The organism is Mesorhizobium sp. M0058, assembly GCF_040323095.1.
Taxonomy (GTDB): domain Bacteria; phylum Pseudomonadota; class Alphaproteobacteria; order Rhizobiales; family Rhizobiaceae; genus Mesorhizobium.
The window spans coordinates 337166-358496 of record NZ_JAMYUQ010000003.1 but is presented as its reverse complement, the minus strand read 5'-3'; the positions used below and the strand labels follow the sequence as shown (position 1 = coordinate 358496).

Annotated in this window: 17 protein-coding genes and 1 tRNA gene; 3 read left to right on the top strand and 15 right to left on the bottom strand. The window is 63.0% G+C overall.

Annotation, left to right across the window (positions count from 1 at the left end):
- Nucleotides 1–519: 519 nt before the first annotated feature.
- The 9 genes from NKJ75_RS07060 to NKJ75_RS07020 form a co-directional block, all read right to left on the bottom strand.
- Nucleotides 520–1758: a Zn-dependent hydrolase gene (locus tag NKJ75_RS07060; RefSeq protein WP_352499491.1), complete on the bottom strand. Its 1239-nt coding sequence runs from the start codon at nt 1756–1758 to the stop codon at nt 520–522.
- The gene (locus NKJ75_RS07055) at nt 1755–2603 is read right to left on the bottom strand and encodes a BtpA/SgcQ family protein (protein WP_352499490.1); all 849 of its coding nucleotides are present in this window, start codon (nt 2601–2603) and stop codon (nt 1755–1757) included. Before NKJ75_RS07055 ends, NKJ75_RS07060 begins: the two co-directional genes overlap by 4 nt.
- Nucleotides 2600–3511, bottom strand: a complete 912-nt coding sequence (locus tag NKJ75_RS07050) for a ribokinase (protein WP_352499489.1) — start codon at nt 3509–3511, stop codon at nt 2600–2602. Before NKJ75_RS07050 ends, NKJ75_RS07055 begins: the two co-directional genes overlap by 4 nt.
- A 2-nt stretch (nt 3512–3513) precedes the next feature.
- A complete protein-coding gene (locus NKJ75_RS07045; RefSeq protein ID WP_352459480.1) occupies nt 3514–4284 on the bottom strand; it encodes a glutamine amidotransferase in 771 nt (256 codons plus the stop codon).
- A 32-nt stretch (nt 4285–4316) separates the two neighbouring features.
- Complete coding sequence (locus tag NKJ75_RS07040) at nt 4317–5405, bottom strand: phosphotriesterase family protein (RefSeq protein WP_352499488.1); 1089 nt, start codon at nt 5403–5405, stop codon at nt 4317–4319.
- 1 nt (nt 5406) lies between these two features.
- Entirely contained in the window at nt 5407–6417 is a 1011-nt protein-coding gene (locus NKJ75_RS07035; RefSeq protein ID WP_023672472.1) for an ABC transporter permease, read from the bottom strand.
- Entirely contained in the window at nt 6414–7214 is an 801-nt protein-coding gene (locus tag NKJ75_RS07030; RefSeq protein WP_023713118.1) for an ATP-binding cassette domain-containing protein, read from the bottom strand. The genes NKJ75_RS07035 and NKJ75_RS07030 overlap by 4 nt, the downstream gene beginning before the upstream one ends.
- A 95-nt stretch (nt 7215–7309) precedes the next feature.
- Entirely contained in the window at nt 7310–8251 is a 942-nt protein-coding gene (locus NKJ75_RS07025) for an ABC transporter substrate-binding protein (protein WP_352499487.1), read from the bottom strand.
- Between the two features lie 141 nt (nt 8252–8392).
- The gene (locus NKJ75_RS07020) at nt 8393–9010 is read right to left on the bottom strand and encodes a cupin domain-containing protein (RefSeq protein WP_023672469.1); all 618 of its coding nucleotides are present in this window, start codon (nt 9008–9010) and stop codon (nt 8393–8395) included.
- 177 nt (nt 9011–9187) lie between these two features.
- Here NKJ75_RS07020 and NKJ75_RS07015 point away from each other — a divergent pair, with 177 nt between their 5' ends.
- On the top strand, nt 9188–9397 hold the full coding sequence (locus tag NKJ75_RS07015) for a hypothetical protein (RefSeq protein ID WP_023701801.1): 210 nt from the start codon (nt 9188–9190) through the stop codon (nt 9395–9397).
- A gap of 154 nt (nt 9398–9551) precedes the next feature.
- Here NKJ75_RS07015 and NKJ75_RS07010 read toward each other — a convergent pair whose 3' ends face one another.
- From NKJ75_RS07010 to NKJ75_RS07000, 3 genes are all read right to left on the bottom strand, one after another.
- Nucleotides 9552–9776 carry a hypothetical protein gene (locus NKJ75_RS07010; RefSeq protein ID WP_352499486.1) on the bottom strand — a complete coding sequence of 75 codons (225 nt, stop codon included), beginning with the start codon at nt 9774–9776 and terminating at the stop codon, nt 9552–9554.
- Between the two features lie 70 nt (nt 9777–9846).
- Nucleotides 9847–9923 (bottom strand) — tRNA-His (locus NKJ75_RS07005).
- Nucleotides 9924–10270: 347 nt separating this feature from the next.
- Nucleotides 10271–10729 (bottom strand): phasin, encoded by a 459-nt coding sequence (locus tag NKJ75_RS07000; protein WP_023669330.1) that lies wholly within the window; start codon nt 10727–10729, stop codon nt 10271–10273.
- A 324-nt stretch (nt 10730–11053) separates the two neighbouring features.
- Between NKJ75_RS07000 and NKJ75_RS06995 the strand changes: the two genes are divergently transcribed.
- On the top strand, nt 11054–15058 hold the full coding sequence (locus NKJ75_RS06995; protein ID WP_352499485.1) for a PAS domain S-box protein: 4005 nt from the start codon (nt 11054–11056) through the stop codon (nt 15056–15058).
- Between the two features lie 265 nt (nt 15059–15323).
- Here the strand turns inward: NKJ75_RS06995 and NKJ75_RS06990 are convergent, their stop codons facing one another.
- Nucleotides 15324–17288 carry an acetoacetate--CoA ligase gene (locus NKJ75_RS06990; RefSeq protein WP_352499484.1) on the bottom strand — a complete coding sequence of 655 codons (1965 nt, stop codon included), beginning with the start codon at nt 17286–17288 and terminating at the stop codon, nt 15324–15326.
- Nucleotides 17289–17653: 365 nt separating this feature from the next.
- Between NKJ75_RS06990 and NKJ75_RS06985 the strand changes: the two genes are divergently transcribed.
- On the top strand, nt 17654–19507 hold the full coding sequence (locus NKJ75_RS06985) for an AsmA family protein (RefSeq protein ID WP_023746253.1): 1854 nt from the start codon (nt 17654–17656) through the stop codon (nt 19505–19507).
- A gap of 42 nt (nt 19508–19549) precedes the next feature.
- On the opposite strand, the gene NKJ75_RS06980 is transcribed toward NKJ75_RS06985, so the two are convergent.
- Together NKJ75_RS06980 and NKJ75_RS06975 are read right to left on the bottom strand one after the other, a co-directional pair.
- Nucleotides 19550–20368, bottom strand: coding sequence for an ABC transporter permease (locus NKJ75_RS06980; RefSeq protein WP_023669326.1), 819 nt, complete (start codon nt 20366–20368; stop codon nt 19550–19552).
- Nucleotides 20365–21330 (bottom strand): ABC transporter permease subunit, encoded by a 966-nt coding sequence (locus NKJ75_RS06975; RefSeq protein ID WP_027049422.1) that lies wholly within the window; start codon nt 21328–21330, stop codon nt 20365–20367. The genes NKJ75_RS06980 and NKJ75_RS06975 overlap by 4 nt, the downstream gene beginning before the upstream one ends.
- Nucleotide 21331: the final 1 nt, after the last annotated feature.

Below are 21331 nucleotides of genomic sequence, written 5' to 3'. Positions count from 1 at the left end.
CTACGAAGCGGCTTCCCTTGCCGGCGACATCACCAGTTACTGGGTGCCCAATCGGGATTGTCTCTTTCCATGGTGCGCGACATTGGCTTTATGATTAACCGCAGCGACAGTTGGGACACACGCATCCTTGTGGACGCCTCTAGTGCGACAACGTCCAGCAGCGCTGGACGGCTGGACGGCGCCAGTTGCTCGCGATCGACACGGGCAAGCTCTATGGCGGGCGTGGGGATTTCCTGCCGGTGGCCGAGGCGGTAGCCTAGCAGATCGCCCATCTCGGTAAGTCGACGAGATCGTCACCGCCAATCACCCACGGCGTCAATGACGGCCCAGGGATCTGGTGGGCTTTTCTGCTGGGTCAGGTGTTGAATGTGGGCCGATCATACGTCCGCGATCAATCCGCCGCAGCTCGGCCCCTTGACCACCAGTTGCAGCCCGCCGACGTCACGAAATGACGGGCGGGCACCAGGAAGCCCCACGGGTTGCCTCTTCACGCCAGCACGCCTGTGCCACCGTCGCTGCCTAAGAGGCGGCGACGGTGGCCGCTTGCAGCAGAACCCGCGCGCCGGTAACCGCGTAGGCAGGCTCCACATATTCCGCCTCGTTGTGGCTCAGCCCGTCACGGCACGGCACAAAGATCATCACGGCAGGCGCCACCCGGGCGAGGAACAGCGCGTCATGGAATGCACCCGAGATCATCTGTTTGTGCGGCAGCTGTAGGGTATTGGCGGCCTCCTCGACGGTTTTGACCATATCGGGAGAGAATGCCGCCCCCGGCATGTCGAACGATCGACTGATCGTTACCGTGCAATGCTGAGCTTCTGCCTCCGCCGCGCACACCTGGCGCAGTTCTGCTTCGATGGCATCGAGCCGCTCTACCCGCGGATGCCTGATATCGACGGCGAAGACCACAGACTGCGGTATGGCGTTGATCGATCCCGGCTGGGCGGTCACCCGGCCCACCGTCAGCCTTGCACTGCTGTCGAACGGCATGATCGTCGTCTGGAGCCTGTGAATCGCGGCAACGGCCGCGACCATCGGATCCCTGCGGTAGGCGAGGTCGGTTGTACCGGCGTGACCGGCGGCGCCCCCAATGCAGACCTCCAGCCAGCGCGTACCTTGCACGGCTGTGACGATACCGATCGGCAACCTCTCCTTTTCCAGAGACGGTCCTTGTTCGATATGCAGCTCGATGTAGCCGGATATCGACATGCCGAGGGGGCGAAGGGTTGCCTCTGGCAAGGCGGAGATCGTTGCCCCGAGCTCCTCTGCGAGGGACGCACCGTCGCTGCCGACTATGGACCGCCATGCGGAAATGTCGGCTCCGGTGAAGGCCATGGAGCCCATGACACCCGGCGTAAACCGGCTGCCCTCTTCATTGGCCCAGGCGACGACCTCGATCGGCATCCGAGTCTCGGCCCTCGCGTCCTCCAGCGCTTCGAGCGCCTCGAAGGCGGAAAGCGTGCCGAGCGCTCCATCGAAGCGCCCGCCGGTCGGCTGGCTGTCGAGGTGGCTGCCGATCAGCAGCGGCGGCAGGGTGGCATCCGTGCCCTCGCGGCGGATGAAAAGGTTTGCCATGGCGTCCTGGAAAACCGCGAAGCCGCGCTCGAGCGCCAATTCCGCCAACAGGCGCCGGGCGCCGCGATCCTCGATGCTGAACGCCTGTCGGTTTACGCCACCGGCTGGCGTCGCGCCGATCCGGGCGAAGGCATCGAGCCGGCCCAGCAGCCGCTCGCCGTCGATCTCCGGCACTAAAGTCACCGCTTGAGGCCGCGGATGAAGGCCTTCACCCGTTGCGGATCGACCTGATTCCACCACACTCCATCATGTTTCAGCGAGCTGGCGACAATGACGCCGTCGACGATGTCCAAGATATCGTTGGCGTTGTCGGGTGTCACCCCGCTGCCGACAAGCGTCGGCAGTCCGGCGGCGTCCTTGATCATCCTGATGTAGCTGAGGTCGGCGGCGTGGCCAGTGCGCTGGCCGGTGGCGATCACCGCGTCGGCATCGAAGAACACGAGGTCCTTGACCTGCTCCTCGATCGGCCGGTCGCCGACGATCGCGTGGGCGCCATGCTTGACATGCGCGTCGGCGAAGATGCGGATACCGTTGGCCCGAAGCCTAGCGCGGAAACGCATGGCGCGCGCCGCTTCGCCTTCGATAAAGCCCTCGTTGGCGACATAGGCGTTGGCCCATTGATTGACGCGCACGAAGGCTGCACCGGAGGCACTGGCGATCGACAGCGCGGGAATGGAGGCATTGGCAAGCACATTAATGCCGATCGGCCGGCCGAGTTCGCGGCGGATGCGGTCGGAGACGACGGACATATAGGCTGAAGTCTCCGGCCCAATGTCATCCGGCTTGGCAAAAGGCACGTCGCCGTGGTTTTCGACGATCACGCCGTCGCAACCGCCATGCAGATAGGCTTTCGCACCGTCGAGGCCGCGTTGATATATGGCCTCGACCGCCTCGCCATCGTAGCGCGGCGCACCCGGCAAGGGTGCAAGGTGAACAACGCCGATCACCACCTTGCTCCTGCCGAAGATCGACTGCAGCACATCATCCGCGACCTGGCCAATGGGTTTGGAGTTAGGGGAATTTGTCATGCGGTTTTCGCTTCCGTCGTTTCCATAAGCACTTTCATTTCCCGTCTGTCGGGGCAGGACTCAAGCGTGCCGGCGCGTCCGACCGAGACAGCGGCCGCGCGGACCGCAATCCGCGCTGCCGCGGGGAGCTCCATGCCGGCCGCAAGGCAACCAGCGAGGCAACCGCAAAAGACGTCGCCCGCGCCGCTGGTGTCTAGCACGGCCACGCTGGGTGCCGCGATCCGGTCGATCCGTCCTTCGCCATCGGCGACCAGGCAGCCGAGTGCGCCAAGCGTCACGATGGCAGCGCCGGCGCCCTGACGGATCAAGTCGCGGGCCGCCATGGCAGGGTCGCCAGCCTCGGTCAGTTGCGCCGCTTCGCCCGCGTTGGCGATGACGACGCTGACGTCGCTCAAGCCCGGTGTGTGGTCGGCCGCAAGCGGGCTCGGATTGAAGATCGTCATCGCTCCCGCGCCCCGCGCCACCTTCAGGCAAGTGGCCGTCATATCCGGACCCAGATTGCCCTGAAATACTACGATATCGCCGCGTGCGATCGATCGGGTAAAACCGCTGTCGGCCATAGGATTGTACGCGGCGGCGCAACTGGCTCCGGTGACGATGAGGTTTTCGCCGCGCGCATCGACCATGATCGTCGACCGATCGCTGGGCAGTGGCAGTACCGCCAGATGGCTGGCATCGAGATCGCGGCTCAACTGCTCTGTGATCCAGGCTCCGGCGGGATCGTTGCCGATCGCGGCACGGAAGCGAACATCGGCTCCGGTGCGCGCCGCGGCCACCGCCTGGTTCGCACCCTTGCCGCCAAGTCCGTCAGCATGTTCCGATGCGTTCAGCGTCTCGCCTGCCGCCGGAAACCGGTCCAACTGAAAGGTTGTATCGACGCAAACATTACCGACGACATGGACGCGCATGGCTAATCCCTGGCCGTTGCCCAGCCTAGCATCTGTTCGAACAACGTCTTGTAGCCATTCCAGGCGATGAAGCCCGGCGGCAGCCAGTGCGGGCCGACATCCGACGTCCAGGCGACGGTGCGGCCCTGGCCATATTTGCCGGTCACCAGCAGCGGCAGCGAACGGTAGTCGGAAGAGACGGTGGCGAGAACTTCCGCGCCGTCCTTGACCGTGACCTCGTTGAAGCCAAGCAGGATTGGCCAATCCTTGCCGAGGCCCTTGAGGATCGGATGGGTCTGCGGGCCGACGACGACCGGCGCATAGCCTTCTGGAACCTCGACACGGTCGTCCACCGGCAGGCAGATGACCGGCAAAACGTCCTCAACCGGCGTCTTGTGATAGCGCGCGCCACCATTGATGCCTTGGAAGCTGTAATACCCGCCGAACATCAACAGGCCGCCGCCATTGCCGACATAGTCGCGCAACAGGCGCAGCCGGTTCGGCGTCGGTTTGGAGTGGATCCAGGTATCGGGGTGAAGCAGCAGCGTGTTGGCTCCAAGATCGGAGAGCACGACCGCGTCATAGGCCGAAAGCGCTTCCATGGTCTGCGGGAAATTCCGCTGTGCCTCATGCGCCGGCATGAAGGTGACGTCGAACAGGCTGTCCTTCAGCGCGGCCAGCAACTCATCGGCACCGGTGTGATAGGTCACGGTGGGAAACTGATCGAAGCCTTTGATGTGGGTCGCGGTCGAGACCCAGGACTCGCCTGCGAGAAGAACCTTCCTCCTGGACATGTAGTCTCCCTATCTTGTTTTGGAGCCGCGGCTCAGAGGACCTCGGCGAACACAGTCTTTGGATTGTCGATGAGCATCGTGTCGATTGCCGACTGCTCGACACCATGGCGCTTCAGTCTCGGCACGAAATGCTTGAGGATGAAGCCGTAGCCGAAGCCGCCAAAGCGCGTCAGCATGATCTTCAGAAACACGTCCTGCGACAGCAGAACCCGGTCGACCAGACCCATGTCGATCAGCGAGCGGATCGCCTGCGCATTCTGCTCGTCGGACGGCGATTGCGCGTCCTGGTCGGCATAATAGAAATCCATGCCGATCATGTCGTATTCCAGGAAGGCGCCACGCGCGGCGAGGCTTTGCTGGTAGGCAAGATCGTTGTGGCTGGGGTTCATGTGGCAAAGCACCGTATGCCGGAGATCGGCGCCTTCTGTCTCGACCACGTCAAGCACATCATGCGCCAGCCGCTCCCAGCCGGGCAGATGGATCGTCAGCGGCACGCCGGTCATCTTGGCCGCACGGGCGGAGGCCCGCAGCGACTTGCGCTCCTCGTCGGTAAAATCCTTGCTGACGCCAACCTCGCCGATGATGCCGGCAATGATTTCGGGCTGCGCCGACCCGCCGCCGACATCATTGACGAGGAATTCGGTGACATCGTCGACGTCCATCGCTTTCAGCCAGTCGGGATGGGTGTGCTGCAGGTAGAAGCCCGTCCCCATGACAATCCGCAATCCCGAGGCACGGGCGATGCGCGCCAGCTTCACCGGATCGCGGCCAATGCCAATGTTGGTCGCATCCACCATGGTATGGCCGCCGAGCGCCCGGTATTTCGCCAACTCCGAAAGGGCTAGGTCGCTGTCGTCGAGCGAGACGTTGTCGCGGTTCATGTAGGGGTTCATCCGCAACTCGCCGATGATCTCCATGCTGACCGGCTGCTCGGCGATCTTCTTCTCGTCGGGATGGCAAGGGCATTTCCACGACGTCGCGCCATCGAGCAGTATGTGTTCATGCATCAGCGTCACGCCCATATCGGCAATCGCAACCGCGCCGGTAACGGTCATCACCGTGCCGGAGCGAACACCGATCGGTGCCCGTTCCCTTGGCTTGTCGTCGAACAGATGATCCATGTCAGCGGCTCCGCGTTGCGCCCTTGAACAGCCGGAAATTCAGCCAGATGGCAACGAGGATGATTGTGCCGGTAACGATCGGCGTCAGGAAGGGCGACATATGCGCAAGGATCAAGCCGTTGCCGATGACCGCGACGGTCAACGCGCCGAGCACAGTGCCGATGATCGTACCGCGCCCGCCGAACAGACTGGTGCCGCCAAGCACCACGGCGGCGATGACATCGAGCTCGAAACCCTGGCCGGCATTCGACGAGCCGGAACCGAGCCGGGCGGCGAGGATGATGCCGGCCACCGCCGCCGCCATGCCCGACAGGATGTAGACGAAGAGCGTCATGAAGCGCGTATCGACACCGGCTCGGCGCACGGCCTCTGTATTGGCGCCGATGCCGGTGACATAGCGGCCGAACGGCGTCTGGTTGAAGGCGAGATAGGCAATGATCAGCACGACAAGGGCGAGCAGCGCCGGTACCGGCACACCCAGAAACCACGCCCTGCCGATGTTGACGAAGAAGCTGGTGGGTTCGACCGGGATCGAATAGCCGCCGGTGATCAGCAACGCCACGCCGCGGATGACGGAGAGCCCGGCAAGGGTGACGATGAAGGGCGGTATCCGCTCGTAGGCGATGAAGAAGCCGTGCAAGGCGCCGATCGCAGCACCAAGCGCCAGCATGGCGATGACGACCAGCGGCCATGGCAGGTCGGCCTGCAGGAAAACCGCCGACAGCGTTGCCGTCAGCGCCAGCACGGAGCCGACCGAGAGGTCGATGCCGCCGGTGGTGATGACGAAGGTCATCGCGGCCGCAACGATCAGCAGCGGCGCCGACTGGCGCGCGATGTTGAGCAGATTGGGCGTCGTCAGGAAGGAACCGGTGATCAGCGAGAAGACCGCGCAGACGACGATGAAGAACAGCGCAATCGAGACGACGCTGCCATTGGCGAACGCCACATCCTTCCACGTGCTGTTGTGAGCGCGTTTGGGCGAGGCGCCAACACCGGCGGAGGTAACGTTCATGGTTGGACCCCCTCATCGCGGCTTGCGCGGGCCGAGCGCGCGGTGAATTTGCGGCCGACGATCAGGTTGACGACCTCCTCGATGCTGGTCTCGCCGATCTTGCGCTCGGCGACATTGCGGCCTTCGTACATGACCTGGATACGATCGCAGACCAGGAACAGATCCTGCAGGCGATGGGTGATGAGGATGACGCTGACACCACGGGCGCTGACGGCGCGGATGAGTTCCAGAACCGCCTCGACTTCCGCCACCGCAAGGGCGGCCGTCGGCTCGTCCATGATCAGCACCGAGGGGTCGAAAGAAGCGGCGCGGCCGATGGCGATCGACTGGCGCTGGCCGCCGGAGAGGTTTTCGACCTTGAGCTTGGTATCGGCAATGACGATGCCGAGCCGGTCGAGCATCTGGCGCGTCTCGCCATGCATGCGCTTGTTGTCGAGAAAGGGGACGCCGAGAACGCGGCGACGCGGTTCGCGGCCGAGGAAGAGATTGCCCGCCACATCCACCGTGTCGCAGAGCGAAAGGTCCTGGTAGACCATCTCCACCCGTGCGGCGCGGGCATCGGCCGGCGACGAGAAAGACACCGCCTTGCCATCGATCTCGATGGTGCCGGCATCAGGAATTACCGCACCGGACAGGACCTTGCTCAAGGTGGATTTGCCGGCGCCATTGTCGCCGACCAGGCCGAGCACTTCGCCAGGCTTCAGGTTCAGCGAGACATCGTCCAGCGTCTGGATAGGGCCGTACCGTTTGGAAATACCGGTCATCCTGACGCGGTAGGTCTCGCCATCGCTCATCATGGTTCCAATTCTCTGGGCGCGACATGTTCAATCGGTCGCCGGGCTGCGCAGGCAACCCTCGGGTCAATGCGCGGCCCAGCGGTCCGGGGAGGATACTACTTGAACATGTCCTTGAACTGGCCGACATTTTCCTTGGTCACGATGGTGATCGGAACGTTGATGATCGGGTCAATCTTCTCGCCCTTCTTGAGCTTGACGAAAGCTTCGATGGCAGCCTTGCCTTCACCGGCCGGATCCTGCTGGACGACCGCGACCACCCAGCCCTCTTCGAGACCCTGCACCGCCGACTTGGTCAGGTCCCAGCCGAACACCTTGACGTCGCCCGTACGGGCCTGGCTGGAGACGGCGGAAACCGCGCCGAGCAGAGCCGGCTCGCCGGTCGCGTAAAGCGTCGTCATGTCAGGATTGGCGGTCATCAGGTTTTCGGAGGCGGACAGGGCGACGTCCTGGACGTTCTGGCCGTCGACCGTGTCGAGGAAGGTGACCTTCTGGCCGCTGTCGGTGACAGCCTTCTTGAAGCCGTCGAGGCGCTGGTTCTGGATAAACGAATTGAGCGCGCCGACGACGCCGATCTTGGCGGTGCCGCTCAGCTTGGTCTTGACGTATTCGGCGTAGAACTTGCCGATATCCTCACCGGCCTTGGTGTTGTCGACGCCGACGAAGGCGACGTTGTCGCCATCGGGAATCTGCGCGTCGATGGCAATCACCGGGATGCCGGCGGCTTTGGCCGCGGTGATGGCCGGCTTCACACCGTTGACATCGATGGCGACGAGAATGATGCCGTCGACCTTCTGGGTGATGTAGTTCTCGATGGCGTCGTTCTGCGCGCTTGGTACATTGTTGGCGTTGAAGATGACGAGGTCCACGCCGGCAGCCTTTGCGGCAGCCGTTGCGCCGTCATTGATCTGGTTGAAGAACAGGGCCTGCTGGTTGATGGTCACCAGCGCATAGGTCTCGGCCATGGCGGAAGCAGAGCCGAGGGCGAGGGTCATGGCGATGGCTGCGGCGCAGCCTGAAAGGATCTTGGTAAGACGCATTCCGGTTCCCCTTGGTTTTCTCGAAAAGGCCCTTGATCGGGCTCACCTGGCGCCTGAGCGCAGAGCATATTTCAAGATGCTTGATTTCTTGTCAAGTGACTTGAATTGGCATCAACGAAGACAAATGAGGGGCTCGCCCGATCAGAATGTTGCCGGCGTGTTCACCCAGAAAATGCTGGCGCGTTCGTCGCCGACATTGCGGTACCAGTGCGGCAGTTCGGAATTGAAGACGAAGGAATCGCCGGCCGACAGGCGAAACGTCTTTTCGCCGACCATCAATTCGATCGCACCTTCCAGGAGGTAGCCGACTTCCTCGCCAGCGTGCTGGATCGGGCCGGCGCTCTCACCTCCCGCCTCGATGTGATGGATGTTGCACTGCAGGAGATGGCCGGGCGAATACGGAATGACGCGCTCGAGCGAAATGCCTTCGCCGCGCCGAAGCGGATCGAGCGCGATCAACGGCCGCGATCCAGCCCGAAAGACGATGCCTTCCTCACCATCGGATTCCTCGAACATCCAGCCAATGTTGGTGCCAAGCACCTCGACAAGCCGGTGCAGCATGGGAAGCGAGGGCGAGACCTTGCCGTTCTCGACCTTGGAAAGCAGGCTTTCAGAGCAGTTCGCGGCGGCAGCTAGCGCCTTCAAGGTCAGCCCACGCGTCTGCCGGGAGAGTTTCAACCGTATGCCGAGCCGCAGAAGGCTGGTGGCGGTCGAGCGCTCGTCGCCGCCCTTGCTGTTTTGGGTGTCCATCTTGTTCATTTGGGGACGCGAACATCTCCGCTGGTTGGGCTGACTCGTAAAACTGATCCCAGGCGTTGTCCATCCTGTGAAAAACGGACGATGCATCCAATCGACTCGGCTGGGCTTTCAAAACCATCATCCCCGACCAAACGCTACGACGCCTTCGTGATTCATTGCGGTTGAAAGGAGACCGCGATGGGCAAGCCGCTACCGCTTGAGTTGCGTCAGCGCGTTGTGCGTATGTCGATGAGGGGCATGGTCACCGCGAGGCAGCGCGCCATTTCCGCGTTTCGCCTCGCTTGTGAACAAGACGCACTCTGCCAAGCTCTCGGCGATATCTGCCACCTGTTCGAGCCAGCTGAATGCAGAAACTTCTTCAAGGTTGCCGGATACGAGGCTAATTAATCGTGACACGCTTTAGCTGAGCGTGAGCAAGGACGGAGGCTGGTTCAACCCATCGGGACGGCGGCGACCACCCATCTCCTGAAGCCGCAGATCGGCCGGCTGCCGAACAATCGATCTCTCCAACAACGTCGAGAACGAGTATCTGTGCCTTAAGCTACTGCAAGCGTTTGGCGTTTCCGCCGCCCAGGCGCAGATCGCTGCTTACCGATGGTGATGTGGCGGGTGCTCCGATCGTGCGCTCGACCCTCTGCAGGATCGTGTCGAGCGGCTCGGCGACCAGAATCTCGGCAAGCGGCCGATAAACGAACCCCAGCGATTCGGCGCGCTTGATCGCTTGGCGGTATCGAGCGCGCGCCCCGTGTGGATTTTCGCCCAGCATCAAAGCGCAACCAGGACGAAGCGTTCGCCAAAGTTTTCCAGTGAATTGAAACACTTATCGGGAAGGTCGGTGGTACCGTTGGCTGGGATCGAACCAGCGACCTCCGGATCCACAATCCGGCGCTCTAACCATCTGAGCTACAACGGCACGTTCGCCTGAGCCAGATCGTGGTGAAAATTCATTCTCCGAGATCCGCTCTGTCGTTCGGCGATGCGTCCAATACGGTCTATCAGAGACTAATTCAAGGCCTTTGATAAGGCAAAGCCGGTTCTGCCAACAGGCGCCGGTTTTCTTCGGCAAAAGAAAAAGGCCGGCGGGAGGAGGTGCCGGCCTTTTCCTGTTACGAGCCAGCGGGAGGAGGTGCTGGCTGGTCACCCCGGAGAGCAGAGGGAGGAGGTTCCACTCGCCGGGTATTCATTTGGACAACTCTATCGCACACCTATTTGTCTGACGAAATGCGACGTTTTGATGCATCGCAGAGTTGTGCGCAATTATTAGGCGGCCTTGATGTCCTTCAGGGCCTTCTCGAAAGCGGTCTTGACCGGCTTGGAGACGTCTTCGGCAGCCTTCGAAGCAACAGCCTGGAAGTCCTTGGCCTGCTCGACGGTGGTCTCGACGCGCTTGCGCAGGAAGGCGGTCTGCAGTTCGACCACTTCCGACAGCGACTTGGCGCCGATGAGGGCCTCGAGATGCGAGAAGCCGGCTTCGGCATTGGCGCGCAGAGCGGCGATGGTCTTGAGCGACAGGTCGCTGGAAACGGTCTTGGCAGTCTCGAAGGTCGATTCCAGGACTTTCTGGGTCTCTTCGGCGCCGGTCTTCAGCTTGGAGTAGGCTTCCTTCGACTGCTCGACCCCCTTTTCGGCGAAAGCGCGGATCTGGTCGGTTGCCTTGGAAGCGTCGAAGCTCGGGAATTCGACGTTTTCGATGGTCTCAGCGGTCTTGGCCTTGGTCATTTTCCATCCTTTCGGGGTAGCGGCTTTGACAAAAAGCCGTCTCGTTCATGTATGATGGCAATATAGCGGTTTTTTTGTGCGATGCAATATGTTTGTTGCAGTGCACCATAAATTTCTGCCCATGCGTCACCCAAGAGGTTATCCAGGGACATTCCGAGAGGCTGTTAACCAAGTGGCCAGAGATTCCACCTGCTTCCCGCCATGGCTTGTGGACCTTCGCCGCGCGGGCTTTTATTAACAAAGCGTTAACTGCAAATTGCCCGCCTTGTAGGTTCGCCAAGAGGGGTTCGCCAAGAGGTTTCACCGAAAGGGTCCGCCAAGCGCATGCCTTCCGAGAACTACTCTTTCCTCGATGTCGCCGTGCTTGATGCGGTTCGCCAGCGCTTCGCCGCCGGCGACGCGATCGCGATTCTGTCGGCCGACCTCGAACAGGTGATCTGGGCCAACGGCCCGGGCGCTGCGGTGTTCGGCTATCCCGATATCGAGGCCATCATCGGCGCCTCGGCTCAGCTGCCGCTGATCGCCAGGCGCCAGATCATGGCGACCGCGGGCTTCCCGCAGATCGGCAGCGACCGCGCCATTACGGTACGGCTGGCGACCGGCATCACCAGCCGCGCCGTCGGCTTCCTGGCCAGTGCGGTGACTATGCCGGACGGCGAAAGCGCCATTATGCTGGTGGTGCCGGCAGCGCAGGCCGGCTCGCGCAGTGCTGCCGACATTGCGGCCCGCGCCATCAGCGGCTTTACCGAAGACGGCCATTTCATCGCCTTTGTCGACGCCGCCGGCACTGTCGAGGCGGCTTCGGATGGCTTTGGCGCGCTCGCCATCCGGCCTGAGACGCTGGCCGCGCTTGTCGCCGACGTGGCGAGCCAGGACGACCGCATCGTCAAGCGGCTGGTCCCCGGCGGCGCAAAGTCCTATCCGGCCGGCTTCGCGCGCCTGACCGAGTCCAGGCATCTGCTGGTGGTCATCGACGAGGATCAGCTCGGTGAGGAAAATCCTGTCGGCGAGCTGGATGCCGAACCTGCTGCAGCGCAGGTCGACGATGGCCCGGCGCAAGCCGCCGCGGAGAACGCGGTAACGGTGGATGCGGTGGCTGACCACCCCACCGCAAGCGGGAATCAGGGCGCCCCACTCGCGGCCGCGCCTGATGTCGGGGAGACAGGTCCGGCTGCCACCGAGCATGATGCTTCGGCGTCAACCGATACAAAGGCGGACCATCGCGAGCAGACGACCGGCCGCGAGCAGGCGGCGAATGACAGCGCGCCGGCGCAACATGATCATTGGTACTTCCATGCCGGCGAAGAGCCGCAGGCGGGCGAGCCGGACAGCCCGGCGCAGGCCGAGCCGGACTCTGTTTCCCCGGCCGAGAGTGCGCAGTTGGACAGCAGTGCCGCTGCGCCCGCCCTGCCGTCCGACGCAGCCCCACCGGCTGCGCCTCCCGCCAAACGTGAGGTCGACCGCTCGGCGCCGCCGCTGCGCTTCGTCTGGCGCACCGACGCCGACGGCAAGTTCAGCGCGCTGTCGCCGGAATTCGGCGACATTGTCGGCAAAGCCGCCGCCGACGTGATCGGCCGCCGCTTCAAGGACGTCGCGACAACTTTCGGCCTCGACGCCTCGGGCGAGATCGCGGGCCTGCTTGAACGGCGCGACACCTGGTCGGGCCGCTCGGTACTGTGGCCGGTTGCCGGCTCCGACCTGAAGATACCGGTCGATCTGGCAGCACTGCCTGTCTATGGCCGCAGCCGCGCCTTCGAAGGTTTTCGTGGTTTCGGCGTCGCCCGCGCCGGCGATGCGGTGGTCGATCCGGAAGCAATCGGCATGGCGCTGGTCCCCAATGGCGCGCCACCGGCAGCAGCCGAGCCGGCCCCGGAACAGCCCGTGGCGGAAGCTCCCAAGGCGGCCGATCCGTTCGAGGGCGAAGTGCCGGCACTGACCATCGTGCCGAAGCAGGAACGTCGTTTTGCCGACAAGGTCATCCGGCTGGCCGAGCATCGGCAGCCCGCCAGCGACAAGCAGCCGACAAGCGAGAGGGGCCTGTCGACGCTGGAGCGCAGCGCTTTCCGCGAAATCGGCGAGCGGCTGAAGAAGGACAATCCCCCGCCGGAGCAGCCGGAGACTGCCAAGCAGGCCGAACCGGCCAATCCGGATCAGGTAATGCCAGACCAGGCCAAGGCAGATGAGCCCAAGCCGGATCATGTCGAGGCGGACCAGGCTGAAACAGCCGCGCCAGCCCGACAACCCGCCGAGGTCTCGAGTCCGGACGAAGCCGGCCCGGCTGCCGTGGCTGAACCATCGGCAGCCGCACCCGAAAGCGAAACGGCTGAGGCCGAACCGCCGGAAAGCGATGCCGAGGACGAAAAGGACCTGACGCGGCTTGACGGCGAGCAGCCGGACGACGGCCTTGCGGACAGCGAAGCAGGCGAGGCGAAGGCGCCGACAGTGTCGCGCTCCCTGCTCGACTATGCCGATCCCGAACCAGGCTCCGTCACCGAAGACAGTACGGAAGCAACGTCGTCCAACGACGAACTTGCGCCGGCTTCCGAACCGGATGATACGCAAGCCCAAGAGATCGTCGAGGCCGCAGAGCCACAGCCGGTTGTTGCCGAGACGCCGGCCAATGCCGGTGAAGACGACAGCATGACGTCGGCCGACTTCCGCGATGCCGAGGACAATGAGGATTGGGCGCCGTCCGACGAGGCGACCGATTCCGCCGTGGAAGACGGGGACAAGGCCGGCGATGCGGACACAGTGCCGGCAGAACCACAGCGCCTGAAAGTGCCGCCGCTCAAGCTTGAGGGGTTCATGCCTTCGGCATTCTCGGCCGGAGATGAACACAAGGCCCCTGACACGTCGATCCTCGGCAAGCTGCCGGTGCCGCTGCTCATCCATTCGGGCGACGAGCTTCATTACGGCAATGAGGAATTCCTCGGCCTGACCGGCTATGACACGCTTGAGGACCTGAGCGACGCCGGCGGGCTCGACGCGCTGTTTGCCGATCCCTATTCAGAAATGGCCGGCGAAAGCGACCACACACTCAAACTGAAGACGCGCGAGGGCCAGGAATTTCCGATCGAAGCCATTTTGCGTTCGGTGCCGTGGCGCGCCGGCAAGGCGCTGATGCTGGTGGTGCGACGTACCGGCGACAACGAGCCGCCGATGGTTGCGCATCTCGCAGCCGACGAGCAGACGCAGCCCGATGTCTCCGAACTCAAAGCGCGCATTGCCGAGATGCGCACCATCATCGACACCGCGACCGATGGTGTGGTGTTGATCGGCCGCGACGGCGACATCCGCTCGATCAGCCGGCCGGCCGAGGCGCTGTTCGGCTTCGACAGCGACGACGTCACCGGTAAACCGTTCGCCTCGCTGTTTGCCATCGAAAGCCAGCGCGCGGCGCGCGACTATCTGAACGGCCTGTCCGAGCCCGGCGTGGCGAGTGTGATGAACGATGGCCGCGAGGTGATCGGGCGCGAGGCGCAAGGGCGCTTCATCCCGCTGTTCATGACCATCGGCAGGCTGCCCAATGACAGCGGCTTCTGCGCCGTGGTGCGCGACATCACGCAGTGGAAGCGGGCCGAAGAGGATCTGACCCAGGCGCGCGCGGTGGCCGAGCGCGCCTCCTCGCAGAAGACCGATTTCCTCGCCCGCATCAGCCACGAGATCCGCACGCCGCTCAACGCCATTATCGGCTTTTCCGAGCTGATGGTGGACGAGAAGTTCGGCCCGGTAGCCAATGACCGCTACCGCGACTATCTCAGAGACATCAACCGCTCGGGCAACCATGTGCTCGATCTCGTCAATGACCTCCTCGACATTTCGAAGATCGAGGCCGGCCAGCAGGAAATGGACTACGAGGCGGTGTCGCTCAACGATACGCTGGCCGAGACGGTGGCGATGATGCAGCCGCAGGCCAACCGCGAGCGTGTCATCATTCGCTCCAGCTTCGCCTCGCGACTGCCGGAAGTCGTCGCCGACCTCAGAAGCGTGCGCCAGATCGCGCTCAACATCCTGTCCAACGCCATTCGCTATACGCAAGCCGGCGGACAGGTGATCGTGTCGACCGCCTATGAAACCTCCGGCGACGTTGTCATGCGGGTGCGCGATACCGGCATTGGCATGAGCCATGCCGAGATCGAGCAGGCGCTGAAGCCATTCAAGCAGATCAATGCGCTGAAGCGCGGGCGTGGCGACGGCACCGGTCTCGGCCTGCCGCTGACCAAGGCGATGGTGGAAGCCAACCGCGCCCGCTTCACCATCACCTCGACGCCGGGCGAAGGGACGCTGGTCGAGGTCGCCTTCCCGTCGACGCGGGTGCTGGCCGAATAGGGCCGGCCATTCCCGGGCGAGAATCCCGGACAAAGAAAAGGCGTCCAACAGGACGCCTTAAATGGGATTTGCTGTCACAACGGGGGCTTGAGCGAATCTGATCCTCAGGGGACGAGGAACGGGATTTCTCCCTCAAGTTACGTGCGACTATCGGCGCCGGGCCTTAACAACTCCTTACCGGCCGTCCAAAAAATTTACGAATGTGTACCACTCATGAAATCTAGGTAAATTCGACCGACATATCTGGTTAACCATCCCGGCCGCGTCACTCAGCCAGCTGCGGCAGGTTCCTGAACAGCTCCAGCGCCTCTGGATTGGCCAACGCTTCCTTGTTCTTGATGGCGCGGCCATGCACCACGTCGCGCACTGCAAGCTCGGTGATCTTGCCCGATTTGGTGCGCGGAATGTCGCTGACGGCGACGATCCTTGCCGGCACGTGGCGCGGGCTGGCGCCGCCGCGGATCTTGGAACGAATGCGCTTTTCCAGATTCTCGTCCAGCGTCACGCCGGCGGCCAGCCGCACGAACAGCACGACGCGGACGTCATTGTCGAAATCCTGACCGATGCACAGCGCCTCAAGGATCTCCGGCATCTGTTCGACCTGATTGTAGATCTCCGCCGTGCCGATGCGCACACCGCCCGGATTGAGCGTCGCGTCGGAACGGCCGTGGATGATCATGCCGCCATGCGCGGTCCATTCGGCGAAGTCGCCGTGGCACCAGACATTGTCGAAGCGCTCGAAATAGGCCGCATGGTATTTCTTGCCCTCAGGATCGTTCCAGAAGCCGATCGGCATCGACGGGAACGCTTTTGTGCAGACCAGCTCACCCTTTTGCTCGCGGATCGGCTTGCCGTCATCGTCCCATACATCGACAGCAAGGCCGAGGCCGGGACCCTGGATCTCGCCGGTCCAGACCGGTTGCGTCGGTACGCCGAGCACGAAACAGGAGACGATGTCGGTGCCGCCGGAAACCGAGGCCAGATGTACGTCCTTCTTGATGCCGTCAAAGACGAAGCGGAAATCCTCCGGCGACAACGGTGAGCCGGTCGAGGAAATCGCCCGCACACTCGACAGATCATGGCTGCGGATAGGCTTGAGCCCGGCCTTGCGCACGGAATCGATGAATTTGGCCGAGGTGCCGAAAAAGGTCATCTTCTCGGCATCGGCGAAGCTGAACAGCACATTGCCGTCGGGGTGGAAGGGTGAGCCGTCATAGAGCAGCAGCGTGGCGCCCGAGGCCAGGCCCGACACCAGCCAGTTCCACATCATCCAGCCGCAGGTGGTGAAGTAGAAGAAGCGGTCGCCTTCGACGAGCCCGGCATGCAGCCGGTGTTCCTTGACGTGCTGGACCAGCGTGCCGCCGGCCGAATGGACGATGCATTTGGGAATGCCGGTGGTACCTGACGAAAACAGGATGTAGAGCGGATGCGCGAACGGCAGCCGCTCGAACGTGACCGCTTTGGCGGTAAAGGGTGACAGCGCCTCTTCGAGCGCCACGGCCTTGTCGATGATCGCTGCGATATCGCGCGAGGTACCGAGATAGTCGACGATCAGGACCTTGCGGACGGTTTCGAGCTTCGCCGCAACGGCAGCGATCTTGTCGGCTACCTCGATTGCCTTGCCATTGTACCAATAGCCGTCCGGCGCAATGAATATGACCGGCTCGATCTGGCCGAAACGGTCGAGCACGCCCTGCTCGCCGAAATCGGGGGAACAGGACGACCAGACCGCGCCGATGGAGGCGGCCGCCAGCATGGCGGCGACGGTTTCCGGCATGTTGGGCATCATCGCCGCGATGCGGTCGCCCTTTTTCACCTTGAGCGACAGGAAAAGCTGCTGAAAGCGCGAGGTCAGCTGGTGCAGTTCGTTCCACGACAGCCGCCGCTCGATCTTGCCCTCGCCGCGAAAGACGATCGCGTCACCGGAACCGGTCTTCTTCAGCAGGTTCTCGGCGAAGTTCAGCGTCGCATCGGGAAAGAACGATGCGCCGGGCATCTTGTCGCCATCGACGAGCACCGTCCCATCGGTCCCTTTGTCGCCGACAATGCCGCAAAAGTCCCACAGCAGGCTCCAGAAGCCTTCGCGATCCTCGACCGACCAGCGGTGCAGTTCGGCGTAGGAGGTGAAGGATGTGCCGCTTTTGGCCGCTGCTGCCTTCATGAACGCGGTCAGTGGTGCTGCGTCGATCTGCTCTTGCGTCGGAGTCCAGAGCGGTGCTTCGGCAGCCATGATCGATCCTCCTTGAAGCCGGTCGGCGTCGCAAGATAGATATGCTTTTGTTTTGATGCACGTCGTTGTCCCGGAACCGCTGCACTCTTCCGGGCGACATGCACTAGCCTCAGCTTTACAGGCGCCGCTGTCCCAAAAACGCCGCGCCTCGTAACAGGCTGAAGCTGCATCGCTTATGCCTACCACCGTGCGGCAGAGCAAGATTTTGTTCCGCTAAACTCGGCCATATGTGCGCAATTGCCATCGCCGGGCCATAAAGACTTGAAATGCCTCAGCCCTAAGTCGTAGTGACGGCTGGAAGGCGTGGTGACGACTGGCGGTTACACCCGTCAGGCGTTTATCGGAATGAAAGCAACCGGGGCAATATGCCATCACCTTTGATCCGGCGCGGAATATGGGCGATCGGCGTTGCCGTGCTCGTCATCGCGCTGGTCGTCGCCGCTCTGCCGCTGTTTGCCTCGACCCGGATCGTGCGCGATCGCATCGCCTGGGAGATGAGCGCGTGGAGCGGTTTCAGGGTCACCATCGCCGGTTCGCCGCGCATCGAGGTGTGGCCGAAGTTCCGCGCCATATTGAGCGACGTCACGCTGTCCCAGTGGACCGAGACCGACGCGCCGCCGGTGATCGAGGCCGAACGGGTCGAGGTCGACCTGTCGGCCATGGCGGCGCTGCAGGGCGATGTGGTGTTTTCGACGGCGCGGCTGGTGCGGCCGACGATCCGGGTCCAGCGCGCCGCAAACGGCATATTCCTGCCCGCCATACCAACGGGCGGACGCATCACCCGCTCCATCGACACGGCGCGCGGCGTGGTCAACGCCGATCCGACGAAGCCGGACCTGAGCAAGCTGCCCGCCGATCCGTTCGGCACAGTGGAATTCAGGGACGGCCGCATGGTCGCCTCCATCGGCGGCAAGGACGTCGAATTGTTGACCAGCCTGTCCGGCCAGGCGAGCTGGGCAGCGATGAACAGCAACGCGACCTTGTCGGCGACCGGAATCTGGCGCGGCGAGAGCGTCACCGTCGATGCCGCCTCGGCCAAGCCGCTGGTGCTGTTTGCCGGCGGCGCCGCACCGGTCACGTTTTCGTTCAAGGCAGCGCCGGCCAGCTTCTCGTTCGACGGCACGGCCAGCATGTCGCAAAACGCCTATTTCGATGGCCAGGCGAAATTCGCCGCGCCCTCGCTACGGCGCGTGCTGGAATGGTCGCAGGCCGGCATTGCTCCTGGTACGGCGATCGGTTCGGTCTCGATTTCGAGCAAGATCACGGCGACCGCCGGCCGCGTCAAATTCGAAAACACCGCGGTGACGCTCGACAACAACCCGGGAATGGGGGCGCTGGATTTTTCGTTCGGCGACGCCTTGCCGGTGATATCAGGCACACTCGCCTTCGATACGCTCGACCTCAGGTCGCTGTTTTCGGCCTTCACGCCGCTGGCACCGACCGGCGAGACCGGTCCCGGCGAAATCGACACCAGCTTCGCCGACCGGATCAATCTCGATCTGAGGCTGTCAGCGGCGCATGCCTCGGCCGGCGCAATCCAGCTTGCCGACGTCGCCGCCACGGCGCAGGTGAAGAACGGGCTTGCCGTCTTCGATATCTCCGATGCGTCGGCCTTTGGCGGCAACGTGCAAAGTAGCCTGCGTTTCGACCGCAAACCGGAGGGCTCGCAGGTCGAGATCCGGCTGCTCGCCTCCGACATTGACGGCGCCGCTTTCGGCACCGCGGCCGGAATGACGCGGCTGGTGCCGGCCAGCACCGGCACTGTCTCGGTCATTCTCAAAGGGCCGGGCAAATCCTGGGACTCGATCTTCGCGAACGCGGACGGCTCGGTCTCTGCGACGTTCGGGCCTGGCGCGCTGAGCGGGCTCAATTTGCCGGCATTTCTGAAGCACACGGAACAGGGCGGCTTCTTCGCGCTCGACGACGTCTCGGACGGGACACTGCCGATGGACGGCGCCGAGCTCAAGGCCACCATCTCGAAGGGTGTGGCAAGGCTGGACAAGGCCGAGGCCAATTCGGCGAAATACAAGGTCTGGCTGTCCGGCATCGCCTCTTACGGCGGACGCGGGCTGGCGCTTTCGGGGGGTGTCACCCAGGCCGACCCGGCAGCGGCACCGGTCAATGGCCAGCAGGGATCCAACCAGTCGTCATTCTTCGTCGGCGGCACCTGGAGCACGCCGTTCATCTCGCCGATCAGCCGCGGCGTCTCAGGCGAATAGGCGGACCCTTACCGGGATCGCCCTATCCCTCGTTTGACGCAATCAACCGCGCTGCGCGGCCTGTTCGTCGAGCTGGCGTTGCACCTCACGCCGCTTGTTGGCGACCGAAGCGATGATGACGCCTACCGCCACGACGGCGATCAGGATGGTGCAGGCGGCGTTGATTTCCGGCGTCACGCCGAGACGCACCTGGCTGTAGATCTTCATCGGCAGCGTGGTGGCGCCAGGCCCGGAGGTGAAGGAGGCGATGACCAGGTCGTCAAGCGACAGGGTGAAGGCCAGCATCCAGCCGGAGACGATGGCCGGCATGATGACCGGCAGCGTGATCTGAAAGAAGGTCTTTACCGGCGTTGCGCCGAGGTCCAAGGCAGCTTCTTCCAGCGAACGATCGAACGACACCAGGCGCGACTGCACGACGACAGCCACGAAGCACATGGTCAAGGTGATGTGAGCAAGCGTCACGGTCAGGAAGCCACGGTCGAGACCGACGGCAACGAACAGCAGCAACAGCGACAGGCCGGTGATGACTTCCGGCATGACCAGCGGCGCAAACACCATGCCGGAAAACAGGATGCGGCCGCGGAAGCGGGTGTAGCGGGTCAAGGTCAGTGCTGCCAGCGTGCCGAGCACGGTTGCCACAGTGGCGGAGATGACACCCACACGCGCGGTCACCCAGGTGGCGTCCATCAGCCCCTGATTGTGGAACAGCGAGGCATACCATTTGGTCGAGAAGCCGCCCCAGACGGTGACCAGCTTCGACTCGTTGAAGGAGAAGACGATGAGCAGCACGATCGGCAGATAGAGAAAGGCAAAGCCCAGCACGACCGAGGTGACGTTGAAGCGGCTCCAGGTGGCGTTCATTTGTCCTGCTCCTGGGCGCGTGCCTGGGCCTGCTGGAAGAGCATGATCGGCACGATCAGGAGCAGCAGCAGGATGACGGCGACGGCCGACGACACCGGCCAGTCACGGTTGGCGAAGAATTCATTCCACAAGGTCTTGCCGATCATCAGCGTCTGCGAGCCGCCGAGCAGATCGGGAATGACGAACTCGCCAACCGCTGGAATGAACACCAGCAGGCAGCCGGCGATGACCCCGGGCAGCGACAGCGGGAACGTGATCTTCCAGAAGGCTGATGTCGGCGGGCAGCCGAGATCCTTTGCCGCCTCGATCAGCGAGTAATCCATCTTTTCCAGCGACGAATAGAGCGGCAGCACCATGAATGGCAGGTAGGAATAGACGATGCCGATGAAGATCGCCGTGTAAGTGTTGAGGATGATCAGTGGCTGATTGATGATGTGCAGCGACAACAGCAGCTGATTGAGCAGACCCTCGGGCTTGAGGATGCCGATCCAGGCATAGACGCGGATCAGGAACGACGTCCAGAACGGCAGGATAACCAGCATCAGCAAGGTCGGACGGATCGTCGCCGGCGCGCGGGCCATGCCGTAGGCGATCGGGAAGCCGACGAGCAAGGTCAGGATCGTCGAGACAGCAGCGATGATAACACTGGTCACGTAGGCTTTGAAGTAAAGCGCGTCCTGCGTTAGCCAGACATAATTGTCGACGCTGAGTTCGCGGAAGCGGACAAAGAACCCGGACATGCCGTCCCTGAAATCGAGCGCCGGCGTGTAGGGCGGCATGGCGATCGCCGACTGCGACAGCGAAATCTTGAAGACGATGATGAACGGGATGAAGAAGAAGAACAGCAGCCAGAGATAAGGCACGATGATGACGAGCCGGCTGACAAAGCCGGCACCGAGCCGCATCAGGAACGGTTTGGCCGCGGCCGATGGACCGGCGTCGGTGAGTGCAATGTTGGACATG